Annotated in this window: 28 protein-coding genes; 26 read left to right on the forward strand and 2 right to left on the reverse strand. The window is 47.6% G+C overall.

Going from position 1 to position 20,658, the window contains the following annotated elements; translation table 11 throughout:
- The first annotated feature begins 101 nt into the window (after positions 1-101).
- From BLQ44_RS04045 to BLQ44_RS16470, 8 genes are all read left to right on the forward strand, one after another.
- Positions 102-290, forward strand: coding sequence for a hypothetical protein (locus BLQ44_RS04045; protein WP_093192355.1), 189 nt, complete (start codon positions 102-104; stop codon positions 288-290).
- Complete coding sequence (locus BLQ44_RS04050) at positions 290-790, forward strand: GNAT family N-acetyltransferase (RefSeq protein ID WP_245688089.1); 501 nt, start codon at positions 290-292, stop codon at positions 788-790. Before BLQ44_RS04045 ends, BLQ44_RS04050 begins: the two co-directional genes overlap by 1 nt.
- Positions 791-1,034: 244 nt before the next feature.
- The gene (locus BLQ44_RS16695; protein WP_245688090.1) at positions 1,035-1,808 is read left to right on the forward strand and encodes a hypothetical protein; all 774 of its coding nucleotides are present in this window, start codon (positions 1,035-1,037) and stop codon (positions 1,806-1,808) included.
- A gap of 153 nt (positions 1,809-1,961) precedes the next feature.
- Positions 1,962-2,408 (forward strand): hypothetical protein, encoded by a 447-nt coding sequence (locus BLQ44_RS04060; protein WP_093192359.1) that lies wholly within the window; start codon positions 1,962-1,964, stop codon positions 2,406-2,408.
- Positions 2,409-2,428: 20 nt separating this feature from the next.
- Complete coding sequence (locus BLQ44_RS04065) at positions 2,429-2,752, forward strand: PadR family transcriptional regulator (protein WP_093192361.1); 324 nt, start codon at positions 2,429-2,431, stop codon at positions 2,750-2,752.
- Entirely contained in the window at positions 2,749-3,606 is an 858-nt protein-coding gene (locus tag BLQ44_RS04070; protein WP_093192363.1) for a permease prefix domain 1-containing protein, read from the forward strand. The genes BLQ44_RS04065 and BLQ44_RS04070 overlap by 4 nt, the downstream gene beginning before the upstream one ends.
- Before the next feature lie 12 nt (positions 3,607-3,618).
- On the forward strand, positions 3,619-4,650 hold the full coding sequence (locus tag BLQ44_RS04075) for a TolB family protein (protein ID WP_093192365.1): 1,032 nt from the start codon (positions 3,619-3,621) through the stop codon (positions 4,648-4,650).
- A gap of 2 nt (positions 4,651-4,652) precedes the next feature.
- The gene (locus BLQ44_RS16470; RefSeq protein WP_176757421.1) at positions 4,653-4,817 is read left to right on the forward strand and encodes a hypothetical protein; all 165 of its coding nucleotides are present in this window, start codon (positions 4,653-4,655) and stop codon (positions 4,815-4,817) included.
- A 36-nt stretch (positions 4,818-4,853) separates the two neighbouring features.
- Here BLQ44_RS16470 and BLQ44_RS04080 read toward each other — a convergent pair whose 3' ends face one another.
- Complete coding sequence (locus BLQ44_RS04080; RefSeq protein WP_176757422.1) at positions 4,854-5,855, reverse strand: aldo/keto reductase; 1,002 nt, start codon at positions 5,853-5,855, stop codon at positions 4,854-4,856.
- Between the two features lie 128 nt (positions 5,856-5,983).
- Here BLQ44_RS04080 and BLQ44_RS04085 point away from each other — a divergent pair, with 128 nt between their 5' ends.
- The 5 genes from BLQ44_RS04085 to BLQ44_RS04105 are packed head-to-tail and all read left to right on the forward strand — an operon-like array spanning position 5,984 to position 7,469.
- Complete coding sequence (locus tag BLQ44_RS04085) at positions 5,984-6,283, forward strand: TIGR04104 family putative zinc finger protein (RefSeq protein ID WP_176757423.1); 300 nt, start codon at positions 5,984-5,986, stop codon at positions 6,281-6,283.
- A 16-nt stretch (positions 6,284-6,299) separates the two neighbouring features.
- A complete protein-coding gene (locus BLQ44_RS04090) occupies positions 6,300-6,482 on the forward strand; it encodes a hypothetical protein (RefSeq protein ID WP_093192369.1) in 183 nt (60 codons plus the stop codon).
- Positions 6,479-6,982: a DUF5412 family protein gene (locus BLQ44_RS04095; RefSeq protein WP_093192371.1), complete on the forward strand. Its 504-nt coding sequence runs from the start codon at positions 6,479-6,481 to the stop codon at positions 6,980-6,982. Before BLQ44_RS04090 ends, BLQ44_RS04095 begins: the two co-directional genes overlap by 4 nt.
- 35 nt (positions 6,983-7,017) lie before the next feature.
- Positions 7,018-7,251, forward strand: a complete 234-nt coding sequence (locus tag BLQ44_RS04100; RefSeq protein WP_093192373.1) for a DUF3953 domain-containing protein — start codon at positions 7,018-7,020, stop codon at positions 7,249-7,251.
- 20 nt (positions 7,252-7,271) lie between these two features.
- Positions 7,272-7,469: a hypothetical protein gene (locus tag BLQ44_RS04105; protein ID WP_093192375.1), complete on the forward strand. Its 198-nt coding sequence runs from the start codon at positions 7,272-7,274 to the stop codon at positions 7,467-7,469.
- A 36-nt stretch (positions 7,470-7,505) separates the two neighbouring features.
- Here BLQ44_RS04105 and BLQ44_RS04110 read toward each other — a convergent pair whose 3' ends face one another.
- Complete coding sequence (locus tag BLQ44_RS04110) at positions 7,506-7,952, reverse strand: YndM family protein (RefSeq protein ID WP_093192377.1); 447 nt, start codon at positions 7,950-7,952, stop codon at positions 7,506-7,508.
- Positions 7,953-8,089: 137 nt separating this feature from the next.
- Here BLQ44_RS04110 and BLQ44_RS04115 point away from each other — a divergent pair, with 137 nt between their 5' ends.
- The 13 genes from BLQ44_RS04115 (at position 8,090) to BLQ44_RS04175 (ending at position 20,657) form a co-directional block, all read left to right on the forward strand.
- Complete coding sequence (locus BLQ44_RS04115) at positions 8,090-8,515, forward strand: hypothetical protein (RefSeq protein WP_093192379.1); 426 nt, start codon at positions 8,090-8,092, stop codon at positions 8,513-8,515.
- A gap of 150 nt (positions 8,516-8,665) precedes the next feature.
- Positions 8,666-9,367: an alpha/beta fold hydrolase gene (locus tag BLQ44_RS04120; RefSeq protein WP_093192381.1), complete on the forward strand. Its 702-nt coding sequence runs from the start codon at positions 8,666-8,668 to the stop codon at positions 9,365-9,367.
- A 108-nt stretch (positions 9,368-9,475) separates the two neighbouring features.
- Positions 9,476-10,318, forward strand: coding sequence for a putative beta-lysine N-acetyltransferase (ablB, locus tag BLQ44_RS04125; RefSeq protein WP_093192383.1), 843 nt, complete (start codon positions 9,476-9,478; stop codon positions 10,316-10,318).
- A 96-nt stretch (positions 10,319-10,414) separates the two neighbouring features.
- Positions 10,415-11,764, forward strand: coding sequence for an ATP-grasp domain-containing protein (locus tag BLQ44_RS04130; RefSeq protein WP_245688091.1), 1,350 nt, complete (start codon positions 10,415-10,417; stop codon positions 11,762-11,764).
- A gap of 51 nt (positions 11,765-11,815) precedes the next feature.
- Positions 11,816-13,786, forward strand: a complete 1,971-nt coding sequence (locus BLQ44_RS04135) for a hypothetical protein (RefSeq protein ID WP_093192385.1) — start codon at positions 11,816-11,818, stop codon at positions 13,784-13,786.
- A gap of 76 nt (positions 13,787-13,862) precedes the next feature.
- On the forward strand, positions 13,863-14,264 hold the full coding sequence (locus BLQ44_RS04140) for a nucleotidyltransferase substrate binding protein (protein ID WP_093192387.1): 402 nt from the start codon (positions 13,863-13,865) through the stop codon (positions 14,262-14,264).
- 2 nt (positions 14,265-14,266) lie between these two features.
- Positions 14,267-14,587: a nucleotidyltransferase family protein gene (locus tag BLQ44_RS04145; RefSeq protein ID WP_093192388.1), complete on the forward strand. Its 321-nt coding sequence runs from the start codon at positions 14,267-14,269 to the stop codon at positions 14,585-14,587.
- Positions 14,588-14,664: 77 nt separating this feature from the next.
- On the forward strand, positions 14,665-15,291 hold the full coding sequence (locus BLQ44_RS04150; protein WP_093192389.1) for a TetR/AcrR family transcriptional regulator: 627 nt from the start codon (positions 14,665-14,667) through the stop codon (positions 15,289-15,291).
- 68 nt (positions 15,292-15,359) lie between these two features.
- Positions 15,360-16,502 carry an acyl-CoA dehydrogenase gene (locus tag BLQ44_RS04155; protein WP_093192390.1) on the forward strand — a complete coding sequence of 381 codons (1,143 nt, stop codon included), beginning with the start codon at positions 15,360-15,362 and terminating at the stop codon, positions 16,500-16,502.
- A 22-nt stretch (positions 16,503-16,524) separates the two neighbouring features.
- Positions 16,525-18,174, forward strand: coding sequence for an AMP-binding protein (locus tag BLQ44_RS04160; protein ID WP_093192391.1), 1,650 nt, complete (start codon positions 16,525-16,527; stop codon positions 18,172-18,174).
- Positions 18,175-18,177: 3 nt separating this feature from the next.
- Positions 18,178-19,521, forward strand: coding sequence for an acetyl-CoA carboxylase biotin carboxylase subunit (locus tag BLQ44_RS04165; RefSeq protein WP_093192392.1), 1,344 nt, complete (start codon positions 18,178-18,180; stop codon positions 19,519-19,521).
- A gap of 5 nt (positions 19,522-19,526) precedes the next feature.
- Positions 19,527-19,736 carry an acetyl-CoA carboxylase biotin carboxyl carrier protein subunit gene (locus BLQ44_RS04170; RefSeq protein ID WP_093192916.1) on the forward strand — a complete coding sequence of 70 codons (210 nt, stop codon included), beginning with the start codon at positions 19,527-19,529 and terminating at the stop codon, positions 19,734-19,736.
- Between the two features lie 12 nt (positions 19,737-19,748).
- Positions 19,749-20,657 (forward strand): hydroxymethylglutaryl-CoA lyase, encoded by a 909-nt coding sequence (locus BLQ44_RS04175; protein ID WP_093192393.1) that lies wholly within the window; start codon positions 19,749-19,751, stop codon positions 20,655-20,657.
- Position 20,658: the final 1 nt, after the last annotated feature.

The following is a 20,658-nucleotide window of genomic DNA, read 5'->3' on the forward strand; positions in this document are numbered from 1 at the left end:
CCCTCCTGGTTTGGAAAAGCTAGTTAATATTTTACATGTAACCACAATAATGAATAGAAAGATGATACCATACAACCAAGTAGGGATAAAGGAGGATTACGATGTTACAGAAAGCCTGGAGACGCTATCTATTTTTGTTTGTACTGACGTTTCCGTTATATTTGACCGTCAATTTCGTTCTTTTCAGAGAAGAGACGGAAGTAGTGGAGGCTCTGATCTTCGCTACTGTGTTCACAATCATTTGGGCAGTCATGGAGAGGAAAATGCCGATACGAAAGGAGAATCGATGATGTTTGTAAAGCGAGCGGAAACTAAGCACGTCGAGGGTATTTCAAACGTGTGCCGGGAAGGATGTCTGGATACATATGAGGGGCTTCGTAGTCGGGAGAATATTGAACGGAACAATCAAACCTTTTACAACCACGAACGGATCAGTGAGGAACTGGTTGAGCAAAAAGGGTGGGATGGTTACTTCGTCGCTGTAGAAAATGATAAAGTGGTCGGCGCAATCGGAGGCGGTATGACGGGAGAGGCGACGAGTGAAGTGTACGTCCTTTATCTTGATCCGTCCAGACGCGGGGAAGGTATTGGTTCGAAGTTAATGGAGGAACTGACGGGCGTGCAGAAAGGAAAGGGCTCCTCAGAACAGTGGGTCTCTGTCCAGAAAGGGAATGACAAAGGGATTCCTTTCTACGAAGCTCGCGGATTTGAATGCGTAGGAGAACAGGCAGCCTATTCGAACGAAGGTGGAGAGGAATATGTGTCGCTACGGTATAAGCGTAAGCTTTAGTATGTTCCTGAGTATATGAATTTCAAGAAAAGCATAATGCAACGATTTAGACACCTGCAGGAAAGGTGTCTTTTTCTTTTAGAGCAAAATGGATATGGTATAATGAAAGTGTTAACCTCGACCTGTCCCCCATGTTCTGCACATCAGGTCGCAGGCACAGGCTTCAGTGCCATGCAGATGAAGAAGAGCTATATTCGTTTATGTCTTTGGTGCAGAATGATTTTCAGGTAAAGGGGAGAAGAAGATGGAAGAGCAGATTTTGAATTATCTAAAGAAGATGAGTACCGACTTTGAAGAGCTGAAAGAAGACGTTCATTCATTGAAGGAAGACAATCAATTATTCAGAAGCGACATCGCATCATTGAAAGAAGATAGTCGCACGTTGCAGGAAGGGTTCGAATCACTGCGGGAGGACAACCGTACGTTGCACGAAGGGTTCGAATCATTGCGGGAGGACAACCGCACGTTGCAGGAAGGGTTCGAATCACTGCGGGAGGACAACCGTACGTTGCACGAAGGGTTCGAATCATTGCGGGAGGACAACCGCACGTTGCAGGAAGGGTTCGAATCACTGCGGGCGGACAACCGTACGTTGCACGAAGGGTTCGAATCATTGCGGGAGGACAACCGTACGTTGCAGGAAGGATTCGAATCATTGCGGGAGGACAACCGTACGTTGCACGAAGGGTTCGAATCATTGCGGGAGGATAATCGCTCGTTGCAGGAAGGATTCGAATCATTGCGGGGGGATAACCACGCAATGCAGAAAGATATTTCTTCCTTGAGTGAAAGGACATACTCCTTACAGACCAGCATGGTATCTCTGAAAGAGGAGCATCAGTCTTTGAGATCTGAAATGCATGAGCGGTTTGACGGGGTAGAAGCAAGGCTCGAAGGTGTAGGGAAGCAGTTCGAACAGACGAACGAAACCCGGATGAACGAATACGGTTTTGTGTTGAAAAAAGTGAATGACGTGGAGAAAGATGTATATATGCTTAAGAATAAAAATAGAGAATGATTTGAACTCCTACCGCAGAGAAGCCTCTGCAGTGGGAGTTTTATACTATGAACAAATTACTTATCAGCTTTTTTGGTTTATAGCCTTGTAATACGAGGTACATCGTTATACAATGTAACAAAAGTTACCAGAAACCTGAGGGGAGGGTCCGCTATGTTTAAAACGAAGAGGAGACTATGGGGGTCGGCCTTTGTTATCACCTTGCTTTCCCTAGCCGCTATTTATCAATTCGCTTTCGGCGGACAGTATCTTGATTACGGTATGACGGAGGAAGGGCAATTCGTTTTGAAAGAAGGAATCGGGCAAGGCACGCCCATCACCAATACGGACGTGCGCGGAGAAGAGGAAGGATTGAATCGCCTGGGTGGCTATATGAACACATTCAACATGGGAATTTGGGTGCTGATTCTTGCTGTATCTCTCTTTGCAGCAACGTTCATAACATTGAGGAATGATCACCTCATGGGCAAACATCCAAAACGGAAACGCTATCTTTGGTGGATGTGGATTGGGACAGCGTTGGCTCTCGCCATGTTCGTCGTTTACTGGACCAGGTATATCAAACTGATCAATGAAGGAATTCACAGCGTTCTATTTTAAAAAACGAGGAGGGATCATGAATGGACCGTGAAATCATGAAAGGAAGCATCGACATATTGATGTTGAACCTGATCAGTCGTCGCGACCGATACGGATACGAAATCGTAAGAGACCTGAAGCAGCAGAGTGAAGCGCTTTACAACATGAGTGAAGGGACGCTTTATCCTGCGTTGAAGCGTTTGGAGAAGAAGGAGTGGCTTTCCTCCTACTGGTCGGAAACAGATAGTGGCCGGCGGAAGTATTACCGAATCACGGGGGATGGTCGGGAGGTACTTGATAAAAAGCTGGAAGATTGGAAGAGCGTGAACGACCTTATCATCAAAACGTCGGAGGACCTGTCATGAAGAATCTGGAGAAGCATGTCGAACATATACTCGATCATATGCAGAGTCCTGAAGAGGAGCGCGAGGATATTCGTGAAGAACTGCTATCTCATCTTCAGGATTCCTATACTTATCATAAAAATCAAGGGGATTCGGATAAACAGGCGGAGCGGAAAGCTTTGTCCGACTTCGGGGACCCGGATGTAATCGGGAAAGGGATGCAGGATAGCATGTACCCCTTCCAGCGACAGTTACTCTATATTATCGGTGGAGCGACGATTCTCTATGGGATATTGTTCTATCTGTTCGTTGTGTTCACAAGTGGAGAGGAATATCTGTACTGGCTGATGATTCAATTTCTTACCGGAAGTGCTGTCGTTCTTGCCGGCATCAACATTGCATGGATGGGGCGTCATTACTGGCTTCTGAATGTGATTGTGATGCTTTCCGCTATCTGGAATGGGTTCAACATAACGATTGTGGTTTATACTACCGGCTTTGTCATATTTAGTGCATTTAGCATCCTGCTGATAATCGCCGCTCTTATTTTCATGGTGCGCAATTCTTATTTATCAACAAATGTAGCGGAAGTTCCGAAACGGGAGCGGGTTGCAATGAAGATCAGCTACACCGTCAATATTCTGTTCGGAGTAATGATTGCCGCAGCTGCATTGTTCATCATATTCGGCTTCATGGTGTTCGGGGGGTTCTCCCGTATTCTCTTAATACCAACAGGGGCAATCGTCGCCTGGCTGATCTTTTTCCGTTGGCAGATGAGATGGATCAGGAAGAGTCCTGTTTCTGCCATGATCGGTGGGCTCGTTTTTCTAGTGGCAGTCGTCGGAGGACCGTTTTTAGTCATGTATGTCTGGTAAGGAGGAATGATGATGAGAACAAAAAAGAAAAACATCCTTTTTCTCACAGGTATGGTTGTTCTGTTCGGTCTGTTGTACGGAGCAGGGGTTTATTTTGCGGAGGAACCGGTGGGAAAAAGCGGCTTCACCAGGGCTCCGGCTTTGTCAGAAGATGGAGAGCAACTCGCGTTTGTTCATTATAATAAAGGCGTATCGTCGCTCTATACGGTGGATGCTTCAGGAGGGGGAGCGAAACAACTGCTGCAGGCGAAAGAAGGAAAGGAATTCGAAAAACCTGCCTTTTCCCCGAATGGAAGTAAAATTGCTTATTTAAGGACATGGCGGACAGAGGGGATTCCCTATAGTCAGCTGATGATGTATGACCTTGAAAGGGGAAAGAACTATCCTGTGCAGAGTTCAGATGCTTATATTTCCAAAGCTGTCTTCGCACCATCGGGCGATTCGATGTATGTAGCGGAAGGAGCGGAGTATGATGAACAGCCGCAAGGGGATGGTTTTTTCGCCAGGGATTACGATGTACATGAAATCGATCTCGCTTCGGATGAGAAGACGAAGCTCACCGACATGGGATTGACCTCTCTTTCGTCTATCGAGGTGTTTCCTGAAGGAGAGCGCCTTCTTCTTTCCTATTATGCATATGGAAAAGGAGATATGGTCCAGATATTTAATATGGAAACGGAAAACATCGAAACTCTAACCGCTGACTCGTCCTATGAATCCGGGGCGATGGATGGGCCTTCCTACGGAGCACCTGCGATTTCTCCGGAAGGGGACAGGATTGCTTTCTCAGACGTGACGCGGACGACTGATGGAACGTATGAATATGAAGTCATGTCTATGAACATGGACGGCACGGACGTGAAGCAGGTGACAGAATTCTATGAAATGACGACGGAGCCTATATATTTCCCGGACGGAGAGCGGATGCTCGTTACGGTCGATCAGAACTTCGCAGGAAGAACGGAAGAATATGAATACTGGAGTGTCGATTTGGAAGGAAATGGCCGGGACAAAATAGAAATAGATATACCGGAGGAGGGATAAGGTTGAAGCTGGTATTTTATATGCTGGCCATGCTTTCAGCTGTCTTTACCGTATCGGTCGTCTATTCTCTTTTCGTCTATGAGGATTTTCGTTTACTGGATGCTGCAGCGGTCGTTGTGTTTGCATGGCTGGCATCGATAGTAAAAAGGAAAGAGCAGACAGCATAGGAAAAGCGCCCGTATTATGCGGGCGCTTTCAGTGTCTTATTTTTCAGAGCGTAGGGGAGGACCGTATTCGTTTAGGTCTCCGTTGTTCAAGTCATCGACGTGTTTGTAAAGAATGTCGTCGATTTCTTTCAGGTCGTCCGCGGAAAGATTCGCTTCATCTGCCCCCTGAACACCTTCGACTTGGGAAGGTTTACGGGCACCCCAAAGGACGAAGTCTGTGCCGGATTCGTGATCCATCAGCCAGCGGACGGCAAGCTGAATCAGGTTCAGGTCGCGCTTATCCGCGAATTCTTGCAGTTCTTCAACCGCATCGATGAAAGCAGGGAAACGGTCGCCCTGGAACAATTCGATATTGCTTCGAAGGTCCCCGTCCGGGAACGTTGCATCTTTCGTATATTTCCCGGTAAGCATGCCGTGAGCAAGAGAACCCCAGGAGAGTGTGGCGATATCATGCTTATGACAATAATCGAACCAGTCGATCAGGTAACGCTGCAGCATGTTCAAGTGCATCTGGGATGTATGGATCGGAGCATATTTCTGCCATTCGTCCATTTGTTCAGGGCTGAAGTTGCTGACGCCGATCGCTCGGATCTTCCCTTCATCGAAGAATTCTTTCATTTTCTTCGCGGTCGTTTCGATCGACTCATCCGTGTCCGGCCAGTGGATCTGGTAGACGTCGATGTAGTCGGTCTGAAGACGATGCAGGCTGTCGTTCAGTTCTTTCTCCAGTCGCTCTGGTCTCGTGTCACGGAATGCACCATCGTCACTAAAATTGATTCCTGCTTTCGTTGCAAGGACGAGATCTTTGCGGTCTACCTCTGAGGTCTGGATCGCTCTTCCTACAAGCTCTTCAGACAGTCCCTGTCCATAAGCAGGCGCTGTATCTATCATTGTTACCCCTTTGTCGATCGCTTGTTTCACTGTCTGTATGGAAGCTTCTTCATCCGTACCTCCCCATCCGGAGCCTCCGATGGCCCATGTGCCGAGAGCGATACGTGTCGCTTCTACGTTGCTTTTTCCTAATGTACTTTTTTCCATAATGTAAAACCTCCTATGAGATTCTGCTATTCCCCGTGATATGGAAAAGGAAACATGGCAGAAAAATAAGGGAGCAAAACGAAACGTAAATGATTCTGAAACGTAAGCAAAGAGGAGGAGGGAGCGAAATGCCAGAATGTGAAAACTGCAAGTATACATGGACGTGGAAAGAGACTATCAGAAAAAGCTTCCGAAGTTCGTTGGGAATGAATTGTCCGAATTGTGGGGAAAAGCAGTACTGGACGCTTAAATCAAAGCGGATGAATGGTTTATTACCGATGACCGTTCCTCTCGTCATGGTGCTTTACCTTTTGTTTGATCTGCCTGCGGCTGTAGCCCTTGCGGCTTTGTTCCTGGCTTTTCTTGTAATCATGATTATTCAACCGTTTCTTGTCGACGTAGGGAATGACGACGAAATGATCGGTTAGAAGAGGGAGGGATACGATGAAGACCTATCATGTATTGTTCAGTATCATTCTGCTTTTACATACGATGACACTTATTAATGTCACATTTCTTGACGGAGGTTGGAATGGCATAGTGATGTGGCTGTCCACCGTCCTATTTTTGATAGCGGTACTCTTCTTTTCGACAGAGTTCCGGGCAGAAAGACGGCAGAAATCATGAAGATAGGAGTGGTTCTTTGGCTGGCTTCACTTATGATGACGGGCTATTCGCTCTACGCCAACCTTGAAAACAAGTGGCTCCTCATGCCTCCGGTGTGGGTAATGTTCATCATGACGGTCATAGCTTTCATTCTTATTTTCAGAGACCGGAGTCGTGGAAGATTTCTTGCGCTCGTAGGGACAGGCGGGACAGCTATTCTCCTGATAACAGCGCTGATGCTGACCAGTTTAGCTTCTTCTATGGGGGCGAGGGAGTATATAAAAAGTGTTGAATCTCCAGAAGGGGACTATAAGGTCGAAGTTTATCGAATCAATCCAGGAGCTTCCGGAGGATACCGCATACTTGCAGAGTTGCACGGAGCTCTTTGGTTCAAAAAACGTATTTATAACCAGGAGCGGGTGGAAGATATACCGGTCCGATGGGAAGATGAACATACTGTCGTATTCGGAGAGCTACCACTTGATCTGAAAGAGGGAGAAACGCATGGATATGGGCAGTAAATTACATAAGTTCAAGAAGGTGGGTGTTCTGAGTCATGCGCAGTCTTAAATTATTTCTCGCGATCATTGTACTTATTATCGCCGGGGTAGGTCTTATCACTGATAACAACGCGCTACTTCCGTATATGTTTCTAGTCCTAGGTGCAATGACGTTCGTACACGGGCTGGATGAAAGGTTGAAAAATACGCGATCATTTTGGGCGTATCTAAGCTTTGCGATTACCGCTTTTGTATGGTTCATCGCTTTGGCGATTCTTTTTGAATCTTGATTTGATGGGAGGAGGAACGTATGAGTAGAAAACAAATAATGATGGCTATCGGAACGGTCGTACTTATTCTTGCGATAGCAATCATCATTGGTTCGGAGTCGTATTTCAATCATCAGGCTATTATGAATGCGAGTGATCAGTGTTATGACAAGGGTGGCAGCCCGGAGGTAGTGAAAAGTTTTCTCGGTATGGATTATTCTTTTTCATGTGATATGTAAAAAACCAGGGGAAAGGAGGCTGCCCCTGGTTTATCATCAACGTTCGTCGTTTTCCTGATTTTCCTGATCATAAGGGAAAATCTCTTTGGAAGCTTCGGTTCTGAGATCAGCGGAAGGGTTCACTTCACGCATTTCTTTCTTCTCATTCTCGATGCTTCTCGCTACCGACTGGTGGAAGAAATACTCAAAAATGGTGAGTGACAAAGCGGAGATCAGACTGGCCGCAAATACCCCGTCACCGATAGTCAACGCATCCGACATGAAGTAGACGACAGCAAACGTAAGGACGAAGTCTCCTCCTGTAGCTATCGAGTTATTTGTACTCGGAAGCAACAGGGCATCACCAAGATATCCGATTCCTGCAAGCACAAGAGAAATGAGGAATACGTTTCCGAAAGATACGTCAAATCCCATACCTAAAATGACTAGAAGAATGCCGAACGTAATCAGAAATTTCGTTGCAAATAATCTAAAATGTGTCACAACATAACACCTCCTCAAGTTATACTCTCTGCAGATCCGCTGAAACTATTCGGTCCTGCATTTTCCTGTAAAAAAGAAGGATAATCTGAAGAGCGCTGTAGTCAGGTTTGAAAGAAATGAGAAAAGAAGGTGGAACAATGGAATTCACAGCGAAACCTGCAAGAAGCATCCTTGTTTTCTTTCTGTTGTTGAGTGTTACAGGCGTCAGTCGCAGCAATTACCTGAATGTAACGATTGTTTTCCTATGTGCTGCTGCTTTTTTACTCGTGAGCTTACTGCTAAGTTTCCGGATGAAGATCGAAGACAGTCGCTTATCATACGTGGTGTTTATCGCAAACTTGAAGGTATATCAAAGAACAGTTTCACCTGAAGATATCAAGAAAATAAAGTTCAAACGTGCCGGATGGATGAAGAAGAAGGTGGTGGTAAAAATGACTAAAGGATTCAACTGGAGAGTTCTTCATTTTGAGCCTGAGACGATATATAGGGAATTGGAGTTGTATGCAAATAGCGAAGAGATTCCTGTTATAAAAACGAATAATTATTGCGTGTTGGAAAAATAATTGCGCTGAGAGGAGGATTAGAAATGGGGTTCGTTATTGCAGTGTTGTCCGTTCTTTCGTCCGTCGTGTTCCTTTACTATATGGGGAAATCGGGGTTCAAGTGGGGAGAGAGAAACAAGGATTGAATAGTATACAGAAAGGGGAGTAGTAATGATTTTACATACGGAAGTCCAGGGAGACGGAGAAGCGGTTGTTTTTCTCCATAGCGGATTGCAGACAGGGAAAACAGACTTCGTGCATCAGAAAGAAATGCTGAAAGATGAATTCAAAACAATCGCTCCGGATTTGCGCGGGCATGGTAATTCTGTGAACGATGATTTAAGCAATTTCTTTGAAGATGCAGCAGAGGATCTCAAAAAAACAATGGATCACTTAAAAATTCATAGCTTTCATTTGGTTGGGTGTTCATTAGGAGCACTGGTAGCTATCGTTTTTGCAAAAAAATATCCATCTTCTTTAATAAGCATTACTTTGTCGGGAATAACTGCAGATAAACCGGAGAACTGGAAAGAAATTCATAAAGAAGATGTAGCTATGCAACAACAACTTTTAAATAACGAGGAAATGAGTGCGGAACTTAGCGAATTACATAAATCGGATTGGAAACAGTTCATACATATGGCTGAAGATGAAAATTGGTATCCATTTGATTACACGACCGATTTATATGGGATTAAGGCTCCGATCCTTATTATTACCGGAGAAGAAAACAAAAATGAAGTGATTACCGCTTCAAAATATCAGCTGATGCATGACAACGTGCACGTCGGTGTTATTCCTTTCGGGTCTCACTTGATTCATGAACAACAACCAGCAGTGTATAATGAAATGTTAGCAAATTTTCTTCGTTGAATAAGAGAATCATTTTCTTCCAAGCTTCGTACAGCAAGATAAACTACTCATTTTTCCCTCTCCCTGAAAATAAACTAAGTAACAGCTTCAAAAAAGGGAGAGGAGCCGATGGAGCACGGTCATAACAAGGAAGAATTCGACAAGTGTCTGGAACACTTGCACCTGGAACCGATCAGCAGAAGGATGAAAGCGTATCTTCTGCCTAAGGAAACGGAATTGGATTCCTATGTCGATTACCTTATCCAAATCGGTATGGAAAACGATTGTGATAAAATCATTTTTTTCGTAACTGGGGAAGAGACCCGTTTGATGCAGGAACGTTTTTACAGTTATGAAGGAAGAATCGGTGGATTTTTCGATGGGGAAGACGCTTATGTTTATGCTCTATTTCTTGATGAGAAACGGAATATTAGAAGTGCAACCGAAAAAGAAAAACGAGTGCTGCAAACCGCTTTTTCCTATGCGACGAAGGAAGAAGGAGAGGCTGGAAAGTCATATTATATCCGCCGGGCACAGAAAGCCGATCGATTCGGGATGTCGCAATTATATAAACAAGTGTTCGCTTCCTACCCGACACCCATGGATGATCCTGATTTCATCTTAGAGATGATGGAAAGCGGCGTCTACGCTATGGTCGGAGAATACGAAGGGCGAATCGTAAGTTCGTGTGCCGGAGATTGGATGCCTCTCTATAACGCATGTGAACTTACGGATTGTGCTACGCTGCCGGAACATCGAGGGAAAGGCTTGTTGGTCAGCCAGGCGCGGCGGATCCTTGAAGCTTGCAGGGAGAGAAGAGTGAAGACGATCTTCTCTTATTCCAGATCTCTGTCTACTGGTATGAACATCATCAATGCAAGGCTCGGCTTCAAGTATGGCGGCAGGATGGTGAGAAACAGCAACATTGCAGGCAGTTTCGAAAATATGAACATCTGGTACCGGAATCTGTAAAACAGGTTCCGGTTTTTCTTATGGGCGCTTATATTTTTGCGGCAAAATGGTCACCCTTAGTAATGCGGTTAATAATGTTGAAAGGGTGAGCGTACGTTGCCAATAGCCAGGAGATCGGAAGAAGATTTTCGCTTTAAAGAGAATGACCAGAAGGATCGGGAGAAGTTGTACAAGCTTCGATCGGGACCTGTGTCTGTGAACCATAACAAACGAAAGGAAAATACGAAGATCGCTTTGATCGGGTGGGGGCTCCCTTCGATGGAAGCGATGCAGCGAGTGAATCGTGATTTTATCGTCGTGAGTCTTCCTGAGTTTGAACCTTACGCAAAGAAACACGAGATTCCCTTTATTGCCTGGGACTTCGGAAAAGAACCCACGTATGAGGAGGTGTATGAACGTTCGGCAAAACTCCATGATCGGTTGCGAGAGATGAATGTCGATCATGCGGTCCCTATTTTCGAAGAAACGGTAGAATGGGCTGGTGCGCTGAACACCCGCTTCCGCGAAGAGCCGGGACTGTTCGACCACGCCATTCTTTTCCGTGACAAAGCGATGATGAAGCGGAGAGCTCATATGGGTGGTCTCAATGTAGGAGTGTTTGAAGAAGCCGGAAACAGAGAAGACGTGCGGCGCTTTTTCAAACGGATCAACCAGGCTCAGCTCAGACGGCATCAGAAGGAAGCGGATCCTGTGCATGTCAAAGCGTTCAACAAAGCAGGTGCATCCGGCCACCGAATGATCATGAGTGAAGAGGATATCGATAAAAAACTGTCGGATTCCCATTTTCCATCACTCGTCGAAAGTCACCTGCCTGGACTCGAGATTTCCTGTGAAGCTTTTGTTCATAATGGAAAAGTCCAGTTTCTGAACGTCACGGAGTATATCGTCTTCGGGTATTCCATGATGGTGCCTCCGACGAAACGGGTGGAGAAGCTTCGTCCACAGATTCGTGAGGAAGTACAGAAAGTCGTGGATGCTTTTAACATCGAATACGGCGTCATTCACCCGGAATTCTTCATTGCTGATGATCAGAAGCTCTATTTCGGAGAAGTGGCGTATCGGCTTCCGGGAGGTCATATTTTCGACCTGATGAAGAAAACGTACGGGTTCGACCCTTATCAGGCACATTTGCTGTGCTGTGATCCGAACACAACGAAAGAAGAGCTGGAAGGTCTATTTCCTGATGAAACGAAAGCGAACGGGCACGCCGGAAGCTTTCTTGTCTATCCGAAGAAAAATTTCATTTCAAAAGTGAATGTACCTCAGGAACTGGAGGACCACGATTACTTCGAGAAACACACGCTGTTCAAACCGGCGGTGAATAAAATCGACAGCAATCAGGAAGGGTATGGAAACCATTTGGGAACGGTGTTCTTTTACGGGGAAGATGATGAAACCGTGAAGCAGCTACTCCAGGATTATGTCGATCACGATTTCTTCCAATAGTCAGGGGCGATCCCTGACGTTTCTACTTATATTTCAGAAAGAAGGGTGAGTATGGGAACGAAAGCAGAGAAGAGTAAGGAAAAGCAGTTTGAAGAGGCACTTGAAATGATGGAGGCGGCTTTCCCTTATGCAAAGGAAATGTACCAGGCGGACGCCTTGCAGGCGGCAGCAAGAGTGATGGATGAAGAGGACGGCATGCAGACGTTATATAAATACGCAGACCGATTCGAGGAAGCGGGACTATTTTTGAACGGTCCGTGGGCGGAGCCTTCGAAACTGCTTCCTCACCTGGTCCAGGGTTCCCTTCGTGCAGGCGGGATGACGCCGATCGTTGAAATTCTGAGTGATGTCCGCATGCTGGCTCTGGCGAAAGGAGACCATAAGCGTGAAGAGATGTCTGCGGAAGAAGCGAAGCGTTTCCTTCATGAAGTGATGGCGCTGAACATCGATACTTTGTTTCCGGAAGAGACGGAAGCAGCCCGGATCGAAGGGAATGAAAAAGAGAAGAAGCGGGCGGAGCGTCTATTCCAGTTCCTTGCGAATGAGTTGTCTTTAGAGGCGGCTTCCGGCGCACTTGTCAGGGAAATCGATGATCTTGTAGCCCAGCGACCGATTATGGTGAACCGTACAGTGAAAATGATCGAAGACGCGAAGCAGTTGCTGGATTCAGGTATCGATTCCAAGGAGAAAAAGGCGATTGAATTGTATGCGAGAGCCATCAGTCATCCGACGGAATTGAGCAGGGACCATGGGTTCAAAGAGTACAAAGAAACCTTGAGGAAACTCGGAAATAAAGATCTGAAACAAGAGGCTGAGATGTTCGCCAAGAGTATGAGAGATACCGGACTCGTCTCCGGTCATCATACGATTCTGATCAGGTACCTGAATCGTAAGAAACCGGAAGTTCTTCCAACGGCGCTTGGACTGAATGCCAAAGGAAAAGCGAACCTCGAAGAACACTTTTCCATCGTAAACAAGTTGATCAACGTGGCGATCCATCCCGCCCTGAAGCAGACGGTTTATGGTCTTGCCTGCATGCTCGAGCGCGGCGTACTCTCGAGCGCACCGGTGATTCCAGGGTTGAACCGTTTGATCGAACTTGATCTTCAGCCTGACGTGAGAAAAGTACTTTTGTCTTCCATCAATGGCAACGAAGGGATAACGGCCAACGATATTCTCGTTGCCGGAACAATTTGTGTCCTCGGTCAGCCGCTCGGTGTAGGACAGGGGATGAACCCGACGTGTCAGACGGCAAGGGGTATCAGCCTTTGGTCCCTCCACGCACCGGGGTATCTGCTGGAACTAATTCCGAGAGCCGCCCGGGACGGGGACGTCGATGTGATGTTTGAAGGACAGATGATCCATTCCAAAGAACTGCGGAAAGGGCTGGTGGAAGACCTTCACGAAGAGCTCGATCCTGTCTCGCTTGTGCTCGTCCCTCATTTGGATAAAATATACGGGGAACTGGTGCGGCTCGTGAAATTCCGCGGGGAAGACGTACACAAGTGGGTGAACCCCGCTTTTTACGGGGACTGGGTGTCGAACGGCTTCAGCAGTGCTATCGATCCGATGACTGGATCTGTCGCGGACTACACTGGATTCGTGCGGTTGTTCTATTCGACCCATCATCCTGATTACAACGAAGGGTACGAGTTGATTTATCCGAACCCGGTCGGTATTTTCATAACGACGCCGACGGGCGATTTACTCGGGCTTCACGCTGTATCTATTCAGCGGATCGCCAAGGATAAGAACGGCGAGTATCGCGTCTACTTTTACAATCCGAACAACGACGGAGCCCAGGACTGGGGGCAGGGAATCGAACCGACCGTTTCCGGGAACAAAGAGATTCCGGGCGAGTCTTCGCTACCTTTCCACGAATTCACAGCCAGGCTGTATGCGTTCCATTACAACCCATATGAGCAGGGAGACGCGTTCGCGGTCGATGATGAAACGGTCCGGGACATTGAACAGGTGGCAAAAGAGAGCTGGGGGAAAACGTATACCTGGGTAGAAATCTGAAGCGGCGCATAAAGCGCTGCTTTTTGTTTTCTTTTCATTTAGATATAATGGATATATAAGAAGAGGGGGGAGCTTCATGTCCGAAGGGAAAGAGACCAGATGGAGACAAAGATTTGATAATTTTGAAAAAGCATACCTCATATTGAAAGAAAATACAGAGAGGGAAATCGAAACGGATTTGGAGAGAGCGGGGCTTGTTCAACTATTTGAAGTGGCTTTTGAACTTTCGTGGAAAGTATTGAAAGACTATCTGGAATCAGAAGGCGTGCTTGTAAGAAGTCCGCGTGAAACATTGAAACAGGCGTTCCAACTGGGATTTATCGAAAATGGTCATGTATGGATGGATGCCTTATCCGACAAAAATCTGACTACCCATACGTACAGCCGTGAGCTCACGGATAAATTGATTGCCCGTATTAAGAAGACATATGTTCCTGCAATGGAAGAGGTATATCAGATGCTTAAAAAGGAGGTGTAACCATGTATGGTCTATTGGATAGAGATTTTGAGTACATGAAAAAAGCTATCAACCATTTGCCTGAAATTGAACGGGTGTTCTTATATGGAAGTCGTGCCATCGGGAATTATAAAAATGGATCAGACATAGACTTGGCGATCGCAGGAGAAGGTGTCACGGATGAAACGATAGCCCGTCTGAATGATTATTTGAACGAAACGTATCCTCTGCCTTATATGTTCGACCTCGTTCATTATGAAACGATTTCGAATCAGGAATTGAAGAAGCACATTGATACGCACGGGAAAGAGTTGTGGAAGAACGGAGCAATGGTCAGGGAATGAAATTTTTTCACACATTATTTGTAAAATTCTAAACATATGATATGATGAACATATATTCAGGAGGAAGGGGCTGATGTATGCAGAATCTGCGCGAAGACATCATCCGGACAGCTCTCGAATTATTTGATACTCAAGGCTTCCACCGCGTCAGCGTCAATCAGATCGTGAAAGCGGCCGGAACAAGCAAAGGCGGATTCTATCACCACTTTCAGTCGAAAGACGAACTACTTTTCGTCATCCACGATACCTTCATTACATACGTACTGAAAGAAGCCGAAGCAGCCACACACACCCACCACTCACCTAAAGATCAGATACAGGCAATCATCCAGTCGTTCGTACACGTCTTTGATTTGTATCAATCTCACATCACTGTATTCTACCAGGAAAGTAACTACGTCGATGCCAGCTACGAAGAAGAGATCAACCGAAAACGCGATCAGTTCAAGGAGAAAATTTTCACTGTCGTTAAAGAAGGCCAGGAAGCTCATGAGTTTCGCAGGGAACTACCCCCGGAGATCACCGGGATGGCGATCCTTGGCATGGTCAACTGGATCAACAAATGGTACCAGAGAGACGGAGCCTACACCATCGGAGAAATCGCCGACGTGTTCACCGATCTCGTGCTGCATTTCTTGTTGCCGGGTCATGAAGGAGTAAGTCAGGCAGAGCAATACATCCCTTTTTTTTACGACAAAAAGTAAGCGTTTTCAACATGTTGTGTCCGATACCGACCAACCAGTCGGTCTTAAAAGAATAAAGGAGGAAACCGATGAATTTTGAACTGTCGAAAGAACAGGAAATGACACGGAAAATGGTCCGTGATTTCGCAGAAGAGAAAATCGCCCCTCGTGCCGTAGAGATTGATAAGAATTCGGAATTCCCGGAGGATCTGTTTAAAGAAATGGGGAAACTCGGCCTTCTAGGCATTCCTTTCCCTGAAGAGTATGGAGGAAGCGGAGGAGATACGATCACCTATGCCCTCGCTGTAGAAGAGATCGGTCGCGTATGTGGATCGACGGGTCTAAGTTACGCGGCAGCCGTTTCGCTCGGAGCCAGTCCCCTTTATTACTTCGGTACGGAAGAACAGAAACGGGAATTCCTTGTGCCGCTCGCCAAAGGAGAAGGACTTGGTTCATTCGGACTGACGGAGCCGAACGCAGGATCGGACGCCGGCGGAACCCAGACGAAAGCGGTGCTTGAAGGTGATCACTACATCCTGAACGGAGAGAAGTGCTGGATCACGAACGCCGAATACGCCAGGTCCATTACGGTGACAGCCGTTTCCGGAAAGAGAGACGACGGCAGGAATATCATATCTGCATTCATCGTTCCGAAAGATACCCCGGGCATGACGGTACGCAGCGATTACGACAAAATGGGCGTCCGCGGATCCAACACCTCGGAAATTGTGCTCGAAGACGTGAAGGTACCGAAAGAGAATATTCTCGGTGATCCACAGAAAGGTTTCGGTCAATTCCTTCATACGCTGGATGGCGGACGGATATCGATTGCTGCCCTCGCGGTAGGAATTGCGCAAGCCTCCCTTGATCGCGCACTTGCCTACGCGAAAGAACGGAAGCAATTCGGAGAGCCCATTTCGAAATTCCAGGCGATCCAGTTTAAGCTCGCGGATATGGCGATGGAAGTTGAACTCGCCCGTAATATGGTGTTGAAAGCTGCCTGGCTGAAAGATGAAGGAAAGCCGTTCACGAAAGAATCGGCCTATGCGAAGTTGTTCGCTTCAGAGACGGCATTCCGCTCCGCCAACCAGGCCATCCAGATCCACGGGGGCTATGGTTACATGAGAGAGTACGAAGTCGAGAGATTCCTGCGTGATGCGAAGCTACTTGAAATAGGGGAAGGCACATCTGAAATCCAGCGGATGGTCATTGCCCGTCAACTCGGTTGTTAACGGATAATAAAGGAGGAATAGAATGACGTTATTGCAGGTGACGATGGGCGAGTTGTTGAGGCAGCAGACAGAGAAAGCTCCGCAAAAAGAAGCATTCGTTTTTCCGGAACGAGGGGTCCGTGGAACCTATCAGGACCTTGATGAATGGACGGACCAGGTCGCAAAAGGATTGATGGCGCTCGGCATAGAAAAAGGGGACCACTTCGCCGTCTGGTCCGACAACAAACCGGAGTGGCTTGCGTCCCAGTTTGCCTCCGGAAAAATGGGCGGCGTACTCGTGACCGTCAATACGAGCTATCAGGCGAAAGAACTGGAATATCTGTTGAAGCAGTCCGACACGGAGACGCTCATCATGGCGGAGTCTTTCAAGGGAACATCTTATGTTGATGTACTGAAGGAGATATGTCCGGAACTCGAGCATTCGGAAAAAGGTGGGCTTCAAAGTGAGAAGTTGCCTGCCTTGCGGAATGTCATCGTGCTCGGAGACAAGGAATACCCGGGCTGTTATACGTGGGAGGACCTTATCGAGAAAGGGAAGGACATAACGGATGAGGCACTGAAAGAGAGGGAAGGTACCCTTTCCTACAAAGACGTCATCAATATGCAGTATACGTCCGGAACGACCGGGTTTCCGAAGGGAGTCATGCTGAGCCACTACAATATTGTAAACAACGCGAACCAGGTGGCCGACTGCATGGACATGACGGATAAAGACCGTTTGTGTATCCCGGTTCCTTTCTTCCACTGCTTCGGCTGTGTGATGGGGACGATCGCTACGGTGGCGAAAGGGGCAACGATGGTGGTCATCGAACAGTTCGATCCGAAACGGGTGCTCGAAGCGGTGAAGGAGGAATCCTGCACAGCGCTGCACGGGGTGCCGACGATGTTCATCGCGGAATTGAATCACCCCGACTTCGAATCCCTGAAGCCGACGACGTTGCGAACAGGGATTATGGCAGGTTCCACCTGTCCGATGGAAGTGATGAAGAGTGTCATCCAGGACATGGGGGCAGAGGAAGTGACAATTGCCTACGGCCAGACGGAGTCTTCCCCTGTCATCACACAGACCAGACCGGATGACCCAATTGACCTTAGGGTGAAAAGCGTCGGGAGGGCTCACCCGAACGTCGAGGTGAAAGTCGTCGAGCCTGGGACAGGAGAAGAAGCAGAGCGGGGAACACCGGGAGAACTGTGCACACGCGGGTATCTCGTCATGGAAGGGTATTATAAAAATGACGAAGCTACAGAAACAGCCATCGACCCGGAAGGATGGCTTCATACCGGTGATATCGCGGTCATGGACGAAGACGGTTATGTGGAAATCACCGGACGCATGAAGGACATGATCATCCGCGGTGGAGAGAACATTTACCCACGGGAAATCGAGGAATTCCTGTATCAGCACCCGGATGTTCTGGACGTTCAGGTCGTCGGTATCCCGGATGCGAAGTACGGTGAAGAGATCATGGCCTGGATCATTCCGAAAGAAGAAGTGGAGGCCTCGGAACAAGATATCCGTTCCTTTTTCGAAGGGGCGATTTCGAAGCATAAGATTCCGGCCTACATTTCTTTCACTGAGGAGTATCCGATGACGGCCAGCGGCAAAATACAGAAATTCAAATTAAGAGAAGCAGCGGTCGACATGATCGGCGCTGAGCAAGAAAGGAGATAGGGAATGTTCGAGAAAATACTGATTGCCAATCGGGGTGAAATCGCCTCCCGTATTATACGGACGTGTAAAAGCCTAGGTATCAGAACCGTCGCCGTGTATTCAGAGGCGGACGAGAATGCCAATTTCACTTCTGAAGCCGATGAATCTCATCTGATCGGCAAGTCACCGGTGAAAGATTCTTACCTGAATATGGACAAAATCATCGAAGTGGCAAAGAACAGCGGAGCCGAAGCGATTCATCCCGGCTACGGACTTTTGAGTGAAAATCCCGATTTCGCAGTGAAGACGAAAGAAGCGGGGCTTGTGTTCATTGGACCGACGGCGGATGTGATCGGGATGATGGGGGATAAGATCGCTGCCAGGAAAGAAATGAAAGAAGCGGGCGTGCCGGTCATCCCAGGTACGGAAGACGCGGTGGCGGACGTGGAGGAAGCTAAGCGTACGGCTGAAGAATTCGGATATCCGGTCATGCTGAAAGCTTCCGCAGGGGGAGGTGGCATCGGCATGCAAGCGGTGGCTTCCCCGGAGGAGCTGGAGAAAGCCTTCGAAGGAAACCAGAAACGAGCAGCGAACTTCTTCGGAAACGGGACGATGTTCATCGAGAAACTGATCGAAGAACCACGTCACATTGAAATCCAGGTGCTTGCGGATACGCACGGGAAAGCCGTTCATCTATTCGAACGGGAATGCTCGATTCAGCGACGCCATCAGAAGGTCGTCGAAGAAGCCCCGTCGCCTGTTTTGACAGAAAAAACCCGCGAAAAGATGGGCGAAGCTGCACTGAAAGCGGTACGGGCACTCGGCTACGTCAACGCCGGTACCATCGAATTTCTCGTAGACGAGGAGGAGAACTTCTATTTTCTCGAGATGAATACCCGCCTTCAGGTCGAACATCCGGTGACAGAAGAAATCACAGGCCTCGACCTCGTCGAACAGCAACTCCGCGTAGCGAATGGGGAAGAGCTGAAGGTGAGTCAGGAAGACTTGAAGATATCCGGGCATGCGATAGAAGTACGCATTTACGCAGAAGACCCGGACCGGTTCTTCCCGTCGCCTGGAAAAATAACGGATGCGGCATTTCCGGAAGGAGAGGGCATTCGTCTGGAGACGGCGGTGCACGGTTCGTCCGAAGTGACCCCGTTCTACGATCCGATGATAGCGAAGCTCATTACGACCGGTTCAGACAGAGAGGAAGCGATTCAAAGAATGACGGAAGCATTGAAAGATTTCAAGATTGAAGGGATCAAGACGAATATTCCAATGCTTCAGAAGGTCATCCGGCATGAAAGGTTCAAGGCCGGCGATACGAAAACATCATTTGTAGAAAAATACTATCAGGGAGGCTGATGACGATGGAAGTGAAAGCGTCGATGGCAGGAAGCGTATGGAAAATGAACGTAACAGAGGGAGCAGAGGTGAAAGAAGGCGAAGATATCGCCATTTTGGAATCCATGAAAATGGAAATACCGATTCCTGCGGAGAAGGGCGGAACGGTGAAAGAGTTGAAAGTTGCAGAAGGGGACTTCGTCAATGAAGGCGACGTACTCGTCATCCTGGAATAAAGGAGGGATTGAATGCTTCATGTGCCGGAACAGGTGACGATCCGGGAAGTCGGTCCGCGTGATGGGCTGCAGAATGAGCCCGCGGAAGTACCTACAGAAGACAAGATCGCCTGGATCGATTCATTATCGGAAACAGGACTCGGGTATATTGAAATCTCTTCGTTCGTGCATCCGAAATGGATTCCGCAACTGAAAGATGCCCGGGAAGTGGCGAAAGCGATCAAGCGCCATCCGGATATTACGTACGCAGCCCTGGTCCCGAATAAGAAAGGATTAGAGGCGGCCATCGAAACGGGTGTCGATGAAGTCAGCGTATTTATGTCAGCGAGTGAAACCCATAACAGGAAAAATATAAACAAATCGATCGAAGAGACGTACCCGGTCTTGGAAGAAGTCGTGAAGGAAGCGAAACAGGCGGGAAAAACCGTAAGAGGCTATGTATCTACCGTTTTCGGCTGTCCATACGAGGGGGATGTGGAGCCGGACAAAGTATTCCAGGTAGGAAATCGCCTTTTTGAGATGGGAATCGATGAACTGTCGCTCGGAGACACGATTGGCGTAGCCGATCCGAAACAGGTCGACAGCTTCCTAGCGAACATGGACGGAAGGATTCCTTTTTCAAAAGCTGCGATGCACTTTCATAACACTTCCGGGATGGCCCTTGCGAATGTCCTCGTGTCTCTTGAACGTGGAGTTACGATATTCGACGGGGCTCTTGGAGGTCTTGGCGGCTGTCCGTATGCGGACGGAGCAAGCGGGAATCTGGCGACGGATGATCTCGTGCATATGCTTGAACGGATGGGCATAGACACAGGAATCCATAAAGGAAAGCTTACGGATGCTGCTGCCTTTATCCAGGAGAAAATCGGAATAGAATTGCCGAGTCACCAGATGCAGATGTTCAACAGAAAAGGAGGGTGAG

It is taken from the genome of Salimicrobium halophilum (assembly GCF_900100295.1).
Lineage (GTDB): Bacteria > Bacillota > Bacilli > Bacillales > Halobacillaceae > Salimicrobium > Salimicrobium halophilum.